The organism is Candidatus Poribacteria bacterium, assembly GCA_021162805.1.
Lineage (GTDB): Bacteria > Poribacteria > WGA-4E > B28-G17 > B28-G17 > JAGGXZ01.
This window is the reverse complement of sequence record JAGGXZ010000083.1, coordinates 21,808-35,240: the sequence shown is the minus strand read 5'-3', so window position 1 is coordinate 35,240 and position 13,433 is coordinate 21,808. Positions and strand designations below refer to the sequence as shown.

Here is a 13,433-nt window from a genome sequence, read left to right as displayed (position 1 = left end):
CGTTGTTATCACCTCCGCATCGCTCATCTTGGCTCTGGGATCTTGTTCATGGCCTATTGCCTTGAGGAGATCGTCTATTATGGTGTATAATGCTATCGCTTTGTTTATCATTTTTCTCCTCCTGCTTTTGGGTAGTTTCAAGCAGGATCTCTCGATGCAAGTCAAATAGCAACTTGGGTTATGATAGAGTTTCTCAAGGTCCATCCCCAATCAGGCATTTTAACAGGCTCAAGGCTTATGGCTTGAGAATCGAAAGAGGACCGTCGGTTTCTTAGCCCTGATGTGAGGTGAAGATATGGAGAGATTAGAAAAACTCGTCCGACGAGCAGCAGATATCGTCCGGATCGCCGAAACCACACCGGACGTGCCTCGGACGCTAAACTCGGAGATGCTCCAGGCTGATATCCGGCGCATTCAGAAGGTGACAAGATGTCCCTTTACCGAATTTCTCCGCAGGACAGCCTTCTTCTGGTTTCGAATCTACGTCCGTGAGCTCGATTTCAATAGTGGGAAAGATGAAAGGGTGAACATCCGCATCCCCATCCCGATACCGTTCGTTGGAGCCCTGTTCAGACGTCAGCTATCACGGAGACAGGCGCTGAAGGCCATAACGCTCGTTCGACAGGAGGCGAATGGTCCTAAGCTGGTCGAGGCATATCTGGATTCATGTATGGCTCTGGAGTTTCTGAGGGTTGAGGAGAGCGACCCGGAAAGGGGAAGATGGGAACTTGTGGTGATCGGCCTTGATTAGATCGAACCGTGAGCATCGCTTTTGATAATTGTTGCAAGCAGAATATGCTTGAGATAACGATGTGACGATGTTAAAATAAAGGGCGTTTAAAATACCAGATGAAGATCGGAAGGGAAGGAAGATGAGCAGCTTGGACAAACTTCGGGTCGGGATCATAGGCCCCGGAGGTGCCGGAAGAGGAAGGACAAGGGAGTTCGCTAGAAGGCCGGACGTCGAGGTCGTCGCGGCCGCCGATGTCTCCGAGGCCGTCCTCGATAGGCTTGAATCCTTCCTGGCCGAACAAGTCGAAGGGTTCAAGCCCGGAAGCATAAAAAGATATGTCGGTGAGTACGAATTCATCGAGATGATAAACAAAGAGGATCTGGACATCGTTGGGGTTTTCTCTCCGCATTCCCTGCACGATATCCACGCCAAATATGCCCTGCGCAGCGATATACATGTGATCGTCGAAAAACCCATGGCGAACGTAGTAGGCGATGCCATCCTGATGGCCAAAATAGCCGACGGGCACGATAGACATCTCCTCATCCACTATCAGCGCCACTATAGCCCCTTCTACGTGACCGCCCGGAAGATCTATCGGGATGGAATGATAGGCGAACTCAGAAAGTTCGAGGTGTATCTGGCCCAGAGATGGAGCGGCGGCGGATGGCGAGGGGATCCCAGGTTTTCAGGCGGTGGCCAGCCGAACGATTCGGGAAGCCACCTGCAGGATATCTTCCTCTGGATAACAGGCTTGCTCCCCAAAACCGTCACCGGGTACACCAGCAATATTTTTGAACAGGACGGCCGAAAGATCGAACGACCGATCGAGATAGATGCCGTCGTGGACGTCGAGATGGAAAACGGCGCTACCGGCACGATAACCATCCTCGGTAACACCAAAGTCGGATTTCAGGAATGGGTGGTACTGGAAGGCGATGAGGGGAAGATCGAAATCAAAAGCGGAAAGCTCACCTTAACTCCCAAATCCGGTGAGCCGAAAGAAATAACCCCGGAAAAACCGGAGGGATATCCCCATAGCAACATCGATAACCTCATAGGGTTGATCAAGGGGCAATACCAGATCAACTACACGTCGGCGATAAATGGGATTCGAACATCATGGCTGACCAACTCCATCCTCCAAACGGGAAAAGGACCCAGAGACAGGAAAAGCGTAGATTGCGATGAGGTTCTGCGAAAAGAGGGATTCAGCACCCAGTTCGTTAAGGAGATGATCGCCGACTGGGAGGGGAGAGGCAGGTTATGAGATCAGTCGTTCTCCTTTCGGGCGGATTGGACTCAACCGTCAGCTTCAGATGGGCCTATCTGGAGACGGAACTGGCACTTGCTCTGACCTTCGACTACGGGCAGAGATCGGTCCGAAAGGAGGTAGAGGCTGCCGGATGCATCTGCAGGAAACATGGTGTGGAACATAAGGTCGTGAAACTCGAATGGCTTGCCGAGATCACGCGCACCGCTCTCGTACGGAGGAAGGAGGAGCTACCCCAGCTCCTCCCCTCACAGCTCGACGATCGAGATATCACGGAGCGTTCCGCAAGGGCAGTCTGGGTGCCGAACAGGAATGGGGTGTTCATCAACGTCGCTGCCTCCTTCGCCGAGAGTCTAGAATGTGACCTGATCGTCGTCGGGTTTAACGCTGAGGAGATGCGAACCTTCCCAGATAACACCCCTCAATTCGTCAAGGCGGTCAACCGAAGCTTGAGCTTCTCTACCCTCACAGGCGTAAGGGTCATCAGTCCTACTCAGGATCTGACCAAGGTGGAGATCGTCCGTATGGGCAGGAAGATCGGAGCGCCATTGGAAATGGTATGGAGCTGCTATGAGGGAGGAGAGGAACATTGCTGGCGATGTGAATCGTGCCTAAGGCTCAAACGTGCGCTTGTGGAAGCTGGGAGCTGGGGGTGGTTCCTAGAAAGGAGGAAAAGCAGCTAACCTTCGATGCTATTGACGATGTATATCCCCGCCGCTACAAGTGCGGTTCCCGCTCCGAGCCATATTGTTAGTTTATCTCCCAGGATAAGCCAGCTCAAAGCGACTCCAAAGATGGGAGTGGCGAACAGAAAGGCGGCTATTTTACTGGCGCTATATCTCCTTAAAAGCGTCGTCCAGGTGATGAAACAGAAAAAACCAACGAGTATCCCCTGATAGATCAGCATCCCCACCACACTTTCGCTCACCTTCCACCTTGTCGGATCCTCAAAAAGAAAGCTCATCAGGTAAAACGGGATCAGGGCAAAGCTCATCTGCCAGGCCAGAAGTTTTATCGGCGGCATGTCCTGCACCACCCGCTTGGTGTAGACCGTCTGCACACCTAGGATAAAAGCGCTGAGCACGAGGGTCAGATCTCCCAGAAGATGAGATCTGCCGCTTGATACGATGCTATCCCGGAAGATCAATGCTACTCCTGAGAAAGCCACCAGCAATCCCATAACCTTTCTGAAATTAAGCCTGTCAGAAGGGATAAAGAAATGGGCCATAAGGGCCACGAAGAAGGGATGAGTGTTTATCAAAAGCGAAGCTCTGCTCGCAAGCGAAAGATGCGTGCCTAGGTTGAAGGTTGAGATCTGAGCGGCAAAACATAGAGCCAGGATGATAAGCGGCGGAAGCTCAGAAGGCCTGAGTGAAAGCGATATTCCCCTGTAAATCGCCCATCCCCAGACGGCTGCCGCTGCCAGCGTGAAGCGAAGCCCGGCTAATATGAAAGGTTGCATGTCGCGGAGGGCGATCTTCATGGCAGGTGAGTTGCCGCCCCAGAAGAGCGATAGAAGCATTATAAGCGATATCGCCTTCAGGTCCAAGCTCTCACTTGGTATCTCCTTTTTCAACGGAACATCTCCTTCGGCCTGTTGAAATATCCGAATTTAACCTCCGGAAATTCATCGCTTATCGCCTTCATAAACCTCGTTATACCTATCCCCGGTCCCCCTCTATAGCTGATGCTCCTGAGATATAGCTCCGGATCTATGTTCAAATTTCGCAACTGGATCATATCCGGTCTCACCTCATCGATCAGATCCATCAACGCCCAAAGCTCATCTCCACCATCGGTGAATCCGGGATAAACCAACAGATTGATCGAGAGGAAGAGGCCGTGGGACTTAGCGATTTTCATGGATTCTATGACGTCATCGAAGGAATAACCTTTGGGTTTGTAATATCTATGGTAAAAGATAGGCCTCGCCGAGTTGAGGCTGATCCGGATGCTATCGAGCCCCACATCACAGAGCTTTCCCACGCTGGAAGGGATACTGCCGTTAGTGTTAAGGTGAATCGTTCCCTTATCGGTCTGTGATCTGAGCCTCTTGATCGCTTCTGCGATCAAATCGGCTTGAAGCAAGGGCTCGCCCTCACATCCCTGTCCGAAGCTCACTATCGCGCCCTCAGCTTCCTCCAGATGCGGCAAGGCGATCTGGACGATCTCCTCGACCGTCGGCACGAAGTCTATCCGCTCCTGTGAGGCGGGGCACCTCTCCGATGGTTGCCAAGATAGACATCCGATGCAGCTGGCGTTGCAGGCCGGAGAGGTGGGAATTCCGCACTCCCACCTGCGGTAGAAGAGGTTCATAGCGTTGAAACAGTGATACCGTGTAACGCACTTGGAAAGATGTCTTATAAGTCTGTTTTCAGGATACCTCCCCAGTAGGGTCTCGATCTTCGGTGAAAGTTCCTCAACGTCATAATAATCGGGATTCCATCTGTCGAAATCGTCCACCTTAACCGCCGCTATCCAGAATTGATCTTCCATCCAACCGGCCGCCGTATACGCCCAGAGGGGTAAAACACAATCTATGTCACAAAGCATCGTCGCGGGAAGAAGGGTTCGAGTGTATCCGGGAGGTGGGAAGGCAGCTACAGGATAACACACCATATCGGACATCTCATCCATGGCTTCATACCTCCGCCTCCTACGATCCCATCCCACGGGCATTCTACCAGGCATAGTGAAGAACAGGGTATGAGGCGGCGCGGGGATTATCTCCACCTCGTCAGGGGCGATAAGTTTGGTGCCGGATCGACCCGCCATCTCCAGCTCCGGATGGTCGTAAATGTTCCCACTCTCGTCTGCGAAGATCATCTTAGGTCTCATGGAATACAAGTCCTTCCCGTTCCTGAATATATCCGGTAGCGATTCTAACACAGGTTTGTCTCTCCGTCAAGGAAAATCCGTAAAGTATCCCGCTAACTTGTAAGCTAGATGTTACGCTTGACGGCAGGAAAAACGGGTGCTAGAATAAATAGACCATGTCGATTAAGAAATCCCAATTGGCGATATTCGGCGGTGAGCCGGTCGTCACAGAGAAATCCCCGTCCTGGCCATACTTTACCGATGAGGAGATCGAGGCCGTTCGTCAGGGGATGTTGCGCAGCCGCGAGGATTGGACCTGGGCATGTACCGCCGCCGGGGGAGAGCTAACCGACCAATTGGAGAAGCGCTTCGCCGAAGTCATAGGACGCAGGTTCGCTGTGAGCACATCCGGAGGTGGACCGGCGCTCCACATCGCCTGCATGGCGGCGGGAATCGAGCTGGGAGATGAGGTTATCACCTCGCCTTTCAGTTGGGGGCAGACGGTATCATGTATCCTCCAGGCGGGCGGCATTCCGATCTTCGCCGATATCGATCCCCGCACCCTCACATTAGACCCGGCCAGGATTGAGCCGCTTATCACTGAATACACGAAGGCGATCGTGGTGGTGCATATCGGCGGTGTCCCCGCTGACATGGATGGTATTATGGATATCGCCCGTCGACACGATCTGATCGTTATCGAGGATTGTGCTCAGGCGCAAGGTTCGCTTTACAAAGGGCAGCAGGTAGGCACGTTTGGGCATTTCGGATGCTTTTCCATCGGTTCCGGCAAAAACATCGCTGCCGGGGATGGAGGGATGTTGGTTACGGATGACAGGGATCTCTTCGAAAGGGCGCTTCTGGCTGGGATGCATCCCGCGAGACTTTATAAGGAGATCACCATCGATGCCTATCGTGAGCGCATTGACAGCCTGATCTATACATATCGCATCAACGCGTTCTCCGCCGCTTTGGCTTTGAAGCAGTTAGATCGATTAGAGGAGATGAACAAATGGCGACGCCGTAACGCCGCACGATTGAAGGAAGCGTTAGCCGATGTGCCAGGTATTCGACCGCTCGATCTGTCGGAAGATAGCGATCCCGCATGGCATATGATCCATTGGACCTTCATTCCTGAAGAACTGCCCGGCGTAAGCCGGGAGCAATTTATCAAAGCGCTGAGAGCTGAAGGAGTGCCTATCGGAGGCAGCTATGTCGGTACACCTATCCACCTAAGACCTACCTTCCAGCGTAAAGAGTGGTGGCTAGGCAAGGGTTATCCGTGGAAGGCCAACCCGCGAGGTGAAGAGATAGCCTACCGCAGAGGCGACTGTCCCGTGGCCGAACGCCGCTGTGCCGAACAAGACCTTATCTTGGGCGGTGGATCATGGTGGAAGGACGTCTCCTCGCTGATAGATCAGATCGCCGAGGCGTTCCGAAAGGTAACCGCCGATCCACGATGTCTGCGTGATATAGAATAAAGCGATTAGGGCGCTATATCAGGATCAGGCTGATCTACCCGTCGATATGGATCATCATGATATCGGCCATGATATTGGGGATGTCTCAGCCGGAAGGATTGTCTAGCCGCCGCCTGTAATCTCATAGGGGATAGGGAACAGCCTAATCGCTACTCCGCCTTGAGATATCCGCGCCGAGAGTGGTCAATTTGCGCTCAAGATGCTCATACCCCCTATCTATATGGTAGACCCTCGAGACGGTCGTCTCACCCTCGGCGGCCAGTCCCGCTACGACCAGAGCCGCTCCGGATCTCAGGTCGGAGGCCATCACGGGGGCGCCGCTAAGCCTTTCAACGCCGTGTATGATCGCCGTGTTCGACTCTATCCGTATGTCCGCTCCCATTCTGTTCAACTCGCTGGCATGTTTGAACCTCTCGTAGTAGACCGTTTCCGTCACGACGCTTATCCCGGGGATGACCGCCAGCAGAGACGTGATTATTGGCTGCATATCGGTGGGGAAACCTGGAAATGGGCTCGTTCTGACGTCAACGGCCCTTAGTTCCTCATCCCCGTCCACCCTCACGCCCCCCTCGTCCCATTCAACGAGAGCTCCGATCTCTGAAAGTTTTTCCGAGACGGCCTCCATATGGTGGGGCACGGCCCCTTTGATCCTCACCTCTCCTCCCGTGATGACCGTCGCCACCATGAAGGTTCCCGCTTCGATCCTATCGGGTATAACGGTATGTTCGACGCCATGAAGCTCCCTGACACCATGGATGGTGATCACAGGCGTTCCGGCCCCCTCTATTCGAGCTCCCATGGCGTTGAGAAACCGAGCGAGGTCTACTATCTCCGGCTCCCGCGCTGCCCCCCTGATCACCGTTACCCCTTCGGCCAGCGTGGCAGCCATCATGACGTTGCCCGTCGCTCCTACGCTTGAGCCGTGAGGGCCGAGCAGATCCATCTCCCTGCCCTTGAGTTTCTCCGCCTCGGCGATTATATATCCGTGCTCGATCCTCATCTGAGCTCCCAGGGCTTCCATACCTTTAATGTGTAGATCGACCGGCCTCGGTCCGAAGGCACATCCGCCTGGGAAGGAGACCTTAGCCCTGCCGAATCGAGCCAGAAGAGGCCCCAGCACGTAGATCGAAGCCCTCATCTGACTGACAAACTCGTATGGAGCCTCATATCCGCTTAAGGTCCGTGGATCGACGCGAAGGGTCGAGCTCTCATATTCGACCTTAACGCCCAGATGCTCCAGGAGATTTCCCATGAAACGGACATCCCTGAGATCGGGAGCATTTCGGATGATGCTGGGCGAATCGGCCAGGATGGCGGCGGCGACCTCTATGGGCAGCGTGGCGTTTTTGGAGCCGGACAGCCTCACCTCCCCCTTCAATCTGTTGCCACCTCTGATGACGAAGATATCCATGCCCTAACTTTCCCTCCTCAGGGCCGTGATCGCCTCTTTCTCATTAGGATAGACCTCAGCATATTGCGTTAGCCCCATTATCTTAAACGTCTTGGATATGACGTTGCTGAGATTGCAGAAGATAAGCCTGCCCTCCCTCTCACGCAGCTTTTCCAGCATCTCTATCAGTATCGATATCCCTATGCTGTTGACGATCTTGGTTTTACTCATATCGATTATAAAGTCGGTATATCCCTCTCCCAACAGATCGTTGAATCTGTTGAAGAGCTCCTCGCCTGCCGTCTGATTCAGATAGGACCCTGTCTCCAGGACGGCGTATCCATCTCCCCGTCTGACGTTGACGGTGAACTTTCCGGGCATAATCTCCTCCGATTAACCCTTCATCTTGATCATGATTACAGTTGTGCCCAAACTGCCTGTCTCAATTCTCACCTCATCCATGAGGTTCTCGATCAATTTGAGCCCCCAGCCCCGTTTTTTGCCCCCCTTAACGGCGTTCCTTATGTCGGGCGGTTTTACATCGGCCGGGTTAAACCCCCTGCCGTGATCGGTCACCCTCAACTCGAGCTTGTCCTTACAGATGCGAAAGGCTATATATACCCTTCTATCAGGGCTTTTGCTGTGTTCGAAGGCGTTGAGGCATGCCTCGATCGTCGCCATCCTTATCTCATCGATCTCATCCTCATCGAAGCACATGAGCTGAGCGATGGTCGAGGCAGCCTCGGCGGCGACAAGCTCCAAGTTCGGCTCCATCGGTATTGTGAGCTCTATCACCTTTTCAAGGCAACGGGATGTCAACTGAAACGCCTCTTAATTCCCCTGTGGATTTGACCCAAACTGAGGGATTAAAACTCTACGATCTTCCTGGTCTCAGCCGACCTGCTAGCACCGAGGACGAGCTCCAGGGTTTTGGCTCCCTCGATTATCGGGGTACGTGTGCTGCCGTCCTCCTTTATGGCGTTTAAAAGATCCATGGCCTCCGCCAGGAACAGGTCCTTACTGCCGGTCAGCTTCATCTCCTGAGGGGGCTGAACGTTCGTCCTGTAGAGCAGAGCGTTATTGGGATCGGCGAAACTGACCGTTATGTTCCTGGCGACCAGCTCATATTGGCTTATCCACCTTCCAGGTATCGCCCCGTTCGTGCCCGCCACGGTAGCTATGGCTCCGTTGCGGAAGCGTATGACGGTGGCGCTGACGTCCTCCGATGTGTAATTTTCCACATTTTTATGGAAGATGTTGTCGGCCTGGCAAAAGACCGATTCCGGCTCTCCCAGAAAGTATCTGATTATATCATACGTATGGATGATCTGTTCGACGATCTGTCCCCCGCTTTTGGATTTATCCCGCCACCAAGGCGAGTGAAGCGAGTTGCACATGTATTTGCCTATCATCAATCCCGGCTTGCCGGCATCGCCTTCCTCCAGCATCCCTTTCACCCTCTCGATCGCCTCGCCGAACCTGGACATGAATCCCACCTGCGACTTGACTCCGTATTTATCGACCGCCTCGACCATCCTTCCGGCTGTCTCCATATCGAGCGCTATCGGCTTCTCTATGAAAACGTGCACGCCATGTTCTGCCGCCAGCTCGACCTCGTTCGTGTGGGCGAAGGGCGGAAGACAGATCCACACTACATCTAGATCCTCTGAGTCGAACATCCTGGCGAAATCCGTATATACCTTCCCCTTGCCTTCTCTGTATCTCTGGTTGAACTCGGCGGCCTTCTCCTCGACGATATCACAGAAGGACACCAGCTCAACCTCCTCTATCCCGGATAACACCTTGGCGTGGCGATTGGCTATCCCGCCACAACCTATCATTCCAACCCTGAACCTTTCGCCCATATCACCCCTCCTCTTCCTTGACGGTTATCCTGGTGACGGTATCCCGTCTTTCATCCTTCGTTCGCGTCGGGAAATCCTCAATAGTCTCGTTTAGGATCTCCCTAACCCTATCTTTGATGTGATCGAACGGGATGCACTCCAGAACTACCTTCATGTGATCCTCGTGGGGCTTTCGCTCAAAATGTATGCCGTACTGTATCCCCATCCGCTTCAATTCAGGTTCAATTCTCAACTTGATTTTGTCCCTTTCCTTCTGAGTCAGCTCGAAGCTATCGAGGATATAATGGGTGTGGATCCATGTCTCTCTTACGTCGATCACTTTCATCTTCACGCCTCCTCGACCGATATACCTTCGATGGCTCTGAGCCGTTCGAGCAACCTCGGTATGTCCCCCCGCCTGAGCTCGACCTGGATGACGGCGATCTCACCATACTCTATCCCCTTCACCTCTCCCCTTAACTTCTTGACGAGGTTGATCACGGGGCTGATTTTATCATATGGCGACTTTATCCGCAACGTCCGACATAAGACCCTCGTCTCGACCTCCGCCTTGGACAGGCACTCCCTTGCGCATTGCCCATAGGCCCTTATCAGCCCACCCACTCCGAGCTTCACTCCCCCGAAATACCTCACGACGATACATCCGACGTTTTCCAAACCTGATCCGCGGATGGCGCTGAGTATCGGCGGGCCGGCTGAATTGGTCGGCTCGCCCGCATCCGTGCAGTATTCGGTCTTCTCCTCCCCCAGACCGATGCTGTAGGCGTAACAGTAGTGAGTTGCCCTGGGATATTCGCGCATCGCGTATCTTAAAAACCCATCCATCTCATCTTTAGATGTAACACACTTCGCCAGCCCTATGAATCTGGAGTTCTTGACGGTTAACTTGGAGACGCTCAGGCCGGATACCGTTCTATATTCATCCATCTTCGACCCTATCTCACCTGGTTGGCATCGGTGAAAACCTCTATTCCGAATCCTCTGGCCATATCCTCAGCGCCGGGATCTAAAAAGGGCGAGATGATGATCTTACGATCGACCGTTTTATCCTCCCTTTCCTGGTAAAATCTCGCCTTCCTCTCGAAGATGGAGACATCACCCCTGCTTACGGAGGATTTGATCTCAATCAGGAACACCTTTTTATCCCTCATCACGATATCGAGTTCAACCTGATCCGGTCTTCCGAAGACCATCCCCTCCTCATCGAACTTCAGATACCTCTCCACATGGAATCCCACCTCTTCCAGGATGCCCCTTATCGCGTTTCTAAAGGCCGTTTCAGAACCGATTCCCCATCTAGCTCCCAGGGCACCTATCTTGATCTCAATCGATCTATCGATTTCCGCGAGTTTATCGACCCTTTCCTCCGTTCTCCTCTGCGCTTCCGCCAGCTTCTCGATAGCTTCTTCCAATCTCTCAACGGCGGCCTCCAGCTTGGTTATCCTCTCCTCGGATTTCCTCTGCGCCTCAGCCAGCTCCTTAATGGCATCTCTGAGCGAGAGAAAGTCCCCCCTTGTCACCTCCAGACGGGAGAGTATCCGGTCTTCGACGCTCCCGATGAGCTTAAGCATAGGTTCTCTCAGTTCCTCAGGAAAGCTCTCCAGGATCTCAATGTATTCAAGCATTAATCTCACCTCGCGTGTTATAACCTCCTGAGCAGTTCCAACGATATCTTCGGCGAAAATCCCTCTACCCTTACCCTCTCGAACGAGGACGGGGCCGGGCGCCATTGAGGGTAGATCTGCCCGATGAAATCCACGTCTTTCGTCCTAAGATGTGCGACGGCCTTCACTCCCTTCATCATCCAGAATCTATCCCCTACCCTGCGCGTCTCACGCATGTACCCCAGGCCGAACCTCCATCTCTCGCCCCAGTCGGCGTAGAGGATAAGCTCATATCTCGGCCCGAATCGCCACGGTGCCCTTAGATTCAGGTCCAGTGTGAAGGGAAAGCCGAGCGGCTGAAGGGGTCTAACGATCTGAAGCTCATATATCCTCCTCAATTCATCCGGCAGATCGGACTCCTTAAAGGACAGCCCGTTGCTCATATTGATCACTTTAAAGCTCATATCCGTCAGCCCCATCCGGTGATAAACGCCCAGATCGTGGGCGAACCCGCGTCCGTAATCGCATCCATCCTCTATCGGTTTTTTAATCCTCAGGAAGGAAATTCGATATCCGATCGTCGTATGCCTGTGAGGCTGCAGGGCGAATCCCAGCCATATTTTAAGGTCGGTCTCAGGGAAGGTATTGACCCCTTCACTTTCCCCGTTGACCCGGACGAATTTACCTCTATGTGCGAACGCCCCGCCGAGGTGGAAGATGAGATGCCCTCTTGGTAGGATGAATTCCGCCCTTTCGACTCCGAGGGATTCATATCTGAACTCCTTCCAATCCTCAAATCTATCCTCGACGTTCATCCGACTTATAACTGATTTATATTCATCCTGTCTATACACCAGCAAACGAAGAACCTTCCCCCTCAGCGGTGTGATCAAAGGCCCATCCGCCAGGCCGCCATCCTCAATGGTATATCCGGCATATTCCTTTGCCTGAACCGCCCCGGAAAGGATCAAGAGGGAAAGAAGGAAAACGAGGCTCGGATTTCGCATTATCATCCCTCTACCATGACGACCGCGATCGCATGATCGTGATCGTGCGAGATGGAAAGATGAATCTCCTTAATGCCTTTTTCCCCCGCCACTTTCGCCGCCACGCCTGAGAGGCTTATCTCGGGTTTACCATCGGGAGTGTTTATGATCTCGATTTCCTTCCAGCTCATCGAGTTACTCCATCCGGTTCCCAGGGCTTTAAAGAAGGCCTCCTTGGCGGCGAACCTGGCGGCGTAGGCCATGTGCGGGATCCCCTTCCTACAGCAATACTCTATCTCCCTTCGGGTGAAGATCCTCCGCCTGAACCTATCGCCCCAGCGATCGAAGGCTGCCTTGATCCTATTTATCTCGACGAGATCTACGCCCACCCCGAGTATCATGCCGTTCTTATGAGCTCCAGCATCTCCCTGACCGCCCTCTCCAATCCGACGAAGACGGCCCTTCCGATGATGGAATGCCCGATGTTCAGTTCATCTATCCCGGGTATCCGGGCTATCGGCTGGACGTTTCGATAGTTAAGCCCGTGTCCGGCGTGAACGACGAGGCCCATATCCAGTCCGATCTTCACCCCTTCGGTTATTTTCTCCAGCTCGGCCTTCGCCTCCTCCTCGCTTTTCGCCTCCGAGTATCTGCCTGTATGTATCTCTATCTCCTGAGCGCCCACCTCCTTGGAGGCCTCGATCTGTCTCGGGTCAGCCTCGATGAACATGCTGACAGGTAAGCCGGCATCGCTGAACTTCTTGACCACCTTACGGAGTTTCCTCATGTTGCCGGCCACGTCCAACCCGCCTTCGGTTGTGAGCTCCTCCCTTCTTTCGGGGACGAGGGTGATCTTATCCGGCTTGACGTCGAGGGCGATCTTTATGATCTCATCGTTGGCCGCCATCTCCAGGTTGAGTTTCGTCTTGACTATCTGCCTCAGCAGGTACAGATCCCTCTCCTTGATATGTCTTCTATCCTCTCTCAGGTGACACACGATCCCGTGTGCGCCGGCCAGCTCGACGATGACGGCAGCGGCGACCGGGTCGGGCTCTTCGATCTTTCTCGCCTCCCTTAACGTGGCGACGTGATCCACGTTAACTCCAAGTCTGGGCATCTTCCATCCCCACCAGTCCGGAGCATCCCCGGACGGCTGAGTTTGACCGCCCCCAGCCAGGGCTGAACTTGCCTTCATGCTAAGCCCGCTCAATCTATTATAGCTTGCCCAATGGGGATTTGCAAGCGCCGAGCTTGATATAGGGCTTCTCAATGATTTGGTGTAAT

16 protein-coding genes are annotated in these 13,433 nt (G+C 53.5%); 4 read left to right on the top strand and 12 right to left on the bottom strand.

What is annotated here, in order from left to right; translation table 11 throughout:
• Nucleotides 1–295: 295 nt before the first annotated feature.
• The 3 genes from J7M22_06860 (at nucleotide 296) to queC (ending at nucleotide 2,689) form a co-directional block, all read left to right on the top strand.
• The gene (locus J7M22_06860) at nucleotides 296–751 is read left to right on the top strand and encodes a hypothetical protein (GenBank protein ID MCD6506331.1); all 456 of its coding nucleotides are present in this window, start codon (nucleotides 296–298) and stop codon (nucleotides 749–751) included.
• A gap of 121 nt (nucleotides 752–872) precedes the next feature.
• The gene (locus tag J7M22_06855; GenBank protein ID MCD6506330.1) at nucleotides 873–2,003 is read left to right on the top strand and encodes a Gfo/Idh/MocA family oxidoreductase; all 1,131 of its coding nucleotides are present in this window, start codon (nucleotides 873–875) and stop codon (nucleotides 2,001–2,003) included.
• The gene (gene queC / locus J7M22_06850) at nucleotides 2,000–2,689 is read left to right on the top strand and encodes a 7-cyano-7-deazaguanine synthase QueC (protein MCD6506329.1); all 690 of its coding nucleotides are present in this window, start codon (nucleotides 2,000–2,002) and stop codon (nucleotides 2,687–2,689) included. Before J7M22_06855 ends, queC begins: the two co-directional genes overlap by 4 nt.
• Here the strand turns inward: queC and J7M22_06845 are convergent.
• Together J7M22_06845 and J7M22_06840 are read right to left on the bottom strand one after the other, a co-directional pair.
• Nucleotides 2,686–3,582, bottom strand: coding sequence for a DMT family transporter (locus J7M22_06845; GenBank protein ID MCD6506328.1), 897 nt, complete (start codon nucleotides 3,580–3,582; stop codon nucleotides 2,686–2,688). The genes queC and J7M22_06845 overlap by 4 nt on opposite strands.
• On the bottom strand, nucleotides 3,579–4,844 hold the full coding sequence (locus tag J7M22_06840) for a radical SAM protein (protein MCD6506327.1): 1,266 nt from the start codon (nucleotides 4,842–4,844) through the stop codon (nucleotides 3,579–3,581). The genes J7M22_06845 and J7M22_06840 overlap by 4 nt, the downstream gene beginning before the upstream one ends.
• A gap of 155 nt (nucleotides 4,845–4,999) precedes the next feature.
• Between J7M22_06840 and J7M22_06835 the strand changes: the two genes are divergently transcribed.
• The gene (locus J7M22_06835) at nucleotides 5,000–6,304 is read left to right on the top strand and encodes a DegT/DnrJ/EryC1/StrS family aminotransferase (protein MCD6506326.1); all 1,305 of its coding nucleotides are present in this window, start codon (nucleotides 5,000–5,002) and stop codon (nucleotides 6,302–6,304) included.
• A gap of 142 nt (nucleotides 6,305–6,446) precedes the next feature.
• Here J7M22_06835 and murA read toward each other — a convergent pair whose 3' ends face one another.
• The 10 genes from murA to J7M22_06785 all read right to left on the bottom strand — a co-directional run bounded on the left by murA (nucleotide 6,447) and on the right by J7M22_06785 (nucleotide 13,266).
• On the bottom strand, nucleotides 6,447–7,715 hold the full coding sequence (gene murA, locus J7M22_06830) for a UDP-N-acetylglucosamine 1-carboxyvinyltransferase (protein MCD6506325.1): 1,269 nt from the start codon (nucleotides 7,713–7,715) through the stop codon (nucleotides 6,447–6,449).
• Nucleotides 7,716–7,718: 3 nt separating this feature from the next.
• On the bottom strand, nucleotides 7,719–8,075 hold the full coding sequence (locus tag J7M22_06825; GenBank protein MCD6506324.1) for an STAS domain-containing protein: 357 nt from the start codon (nucleotides 8,073–8,075) through the stop codon (nucleotides 7,719–7,721).
• Between the two features lie 12 nt (nucleotides 8,076–8,087).
• Nucleotides 8,088–8,468: an ATP-binding protein gene (locus J7M22_06820; GenBank protein MCD6506323.1), complete on the bottom strand. Its 381-nt coding sequence runs from the start codon at nucleotides 8,466–8,468 to the stop codon at nucleotides 8,088–8,090.
• 92 nt (nucleotides 8,469–8,560) lie between these two features.
• Nucleotides 8,561–9,559 (bottom strand): Gfo/Idh/MocA family oxidoreductase, encoded by a 999-nt coding sequence (locus J7M22_06815; protein MCD6506322.1) that lies wholly within the window; start codon nucleotides 9,557–9,559, stop codon nucleotides 8,561–8,563.
• A 1-nt stretch (nucleotide 9,560) separates the two neighbouring features.
• Nucleotides 9,561–9,884 (bottom strand): hypothetical protein, encoded by a 324-nt coding sequence (locus J7M22_06810; protein MCD6506321.1) that lies wholly within the window; start codon nucleotides 9,882–9,884, stop codon nucleotides 9,561–9,563.
• 2 nt (nucleotides 9,885–9,886) lie between these two features.
• The gene (locus tag J7M22_06805; protein ID MCD6506320.1) at nucleotides 9,887–10,486 is read right to left on the bottom strand and encodes a YigZ family protein; all 600 of its coding nucleotides are present in this window, start codon (nucleotides 10,484–10,486) and stop codon (nucleotides 9,887–9,889) included.
• Nucleotides 10,487–10,494: 8 nt separating this feature from the next.
• The gene (locus J7M22_06800; protein ID MCD6506319.1) at nucleotides 10,495–11,193 is read right to left on the bottom strand and encodes a DUF3782 domain-containing protein; all 699 of its coding nucleotides are present in this window, start codon (nucleotides 11,191–11,193) and stop codon (nucleotides 10,495–10,497) included.
• 8 nt (nucleotides 11,194–11,201) lie between these two features.
• A complete protein-coding gene (locus tag J7M22_06795; protein MCD6506318.1) occupies nucleotides 11,202–12,170 on the bottom strand; it encodes a hypothetical protein in 969 nt (322 codons plus the stop codon).
• Between the two features lie 2 nt (nucleotides 12,171–12,172).
• Nucleotides 12,173–12,550, bottom strand: a complete 378-nt coding sequence (locus J7M22_06790; protein MCD6506317.1) for a holo-ACP synthase — start codon at nucleotides 12,548–12,550, stop codon at nucleotides 12,173–12,175.
• Nucleotides 12,547–13,266 (bottom strand): pyridoxine 5'-phosphate synthase, encoded by a 720-nt coding sequence (locus tag J7M22_06785; GenBank protein ID MCD6506316.1) that lies wholly within the window; start codon nucleotides 13,264–13,266, stop codon nucleotides 12,547–12,549. Before J7M22_06785 ends, J7M22_06790 begins: the two co-directional genes overlap by 4 nt.
• Between the last annotated feature and the right edge of the window lie 167 nt (nucleotides 13,267–13,433).

What these genes read in the sequence shown, in the direction of transcription:
- queC (MCD6506329.1), top strand. Translation starts at nt 2,000, where the DNA reads ATGAGATCAGTCGTTCTCCTTTCGGGCGGATTGGACTCAACCGTCAGC.
- J7M22_06810 (MCD6506321.1), bottom strand. Translation starts at nt 9,884, where the DNA reads ATGAAAGTGATCGACGTAAGAGAGACATGGATCCACACCCATTATATC.
- J7M22_06790 (MCD6506317.1), bottom strand. Translation starts at nt 12,550, where the DNA reads ATGATACTCGGGGTGGGCGTAGATCTCGTCGAGATAAATAGGATCAAG.
- J7M22_06805 (MCD6506320.1), bottom strand. Translation starts at nt 10,486, where the DNA reads ATGGATGAATATAGAACGGTATCCGGCCTGAGCGTCTCCAAGTTAACC.
- J7M22_06785 (MCD6506316.1), bottom strand. Translation starts at nt 13,266, where the DNA reads ATGCCCAGACTTGGAGTTAACGTGGATCACGTCGCCACGTTAAGGGAG.
- J7M22_06835 (MCD6506326.1), top strand. Translation starts at nt 5,000, where the DNA reads ATGTCGATTAAGAAATCCCAATTGGCGATATTCGGCGGTGAGCCGGTC.
- J7M22_06840 (MCD6506327.1), bottom strand. Translation starts at nt 4,844, where the DNA reads ATGAGACCTAAGATGATCTTCGCAGACGAGAGTGGGAACATTTACGAC.
- murA (MCD6506325.1), bottom strand. Translation starts at nt 7,715, where the DNA reads ATGGATATCTTCGTCATCAGAGGTGGCAACAGATTGAAGGGGGAGGTG.
- J7M22_06860 (MCD6506331.1), top strand. Translation starts at nt 296, where the DNA reads ATGGAGAGATTAGAAAAACTCGTCCGACGAGCAGCAGATATCGTCCGG.
- J7M22_06795 (MCD6506318.1), bottom strand. Translation starts at nt 12,170, where the DNA reads ATGCGAAATCCGAGCCTCGTTTTCCTTCTTTCCCTCTTGATCCTTTCC.
- J7M22_06825 (MCD6506324.1), bottom strand. Translation starts at nt 8,075, where the DNA reads ATGCCCGGAAAGTTCACCGTCAACGTCAGACGGGGAGATGGATACGCC.
- J7M22_06815 (MCD6506322.1), bottom strand. Translation starts at nt 9,559, where the DNA reads ATGGGCGAAAGGTTCAGGGTTGGAATGATAGGTTGTGGCGGGATAGCC.
- J7M22_06820 (MCD6506323.1), bottom strand. Translation starts at nt 8,468, where the DNA reads ATGGAGCCGAACTTGGAGCTTGTCGCCGCCGAGGCTGCCTCGACCATC.
- J7M22_06855 (MCD6506330.1), top strand. Translation starts at nt 873, where the DNA reads ATGAGCAGCTTGGACAAACTTCGGGTCGGGATCATAGGCCCCGGAGGT.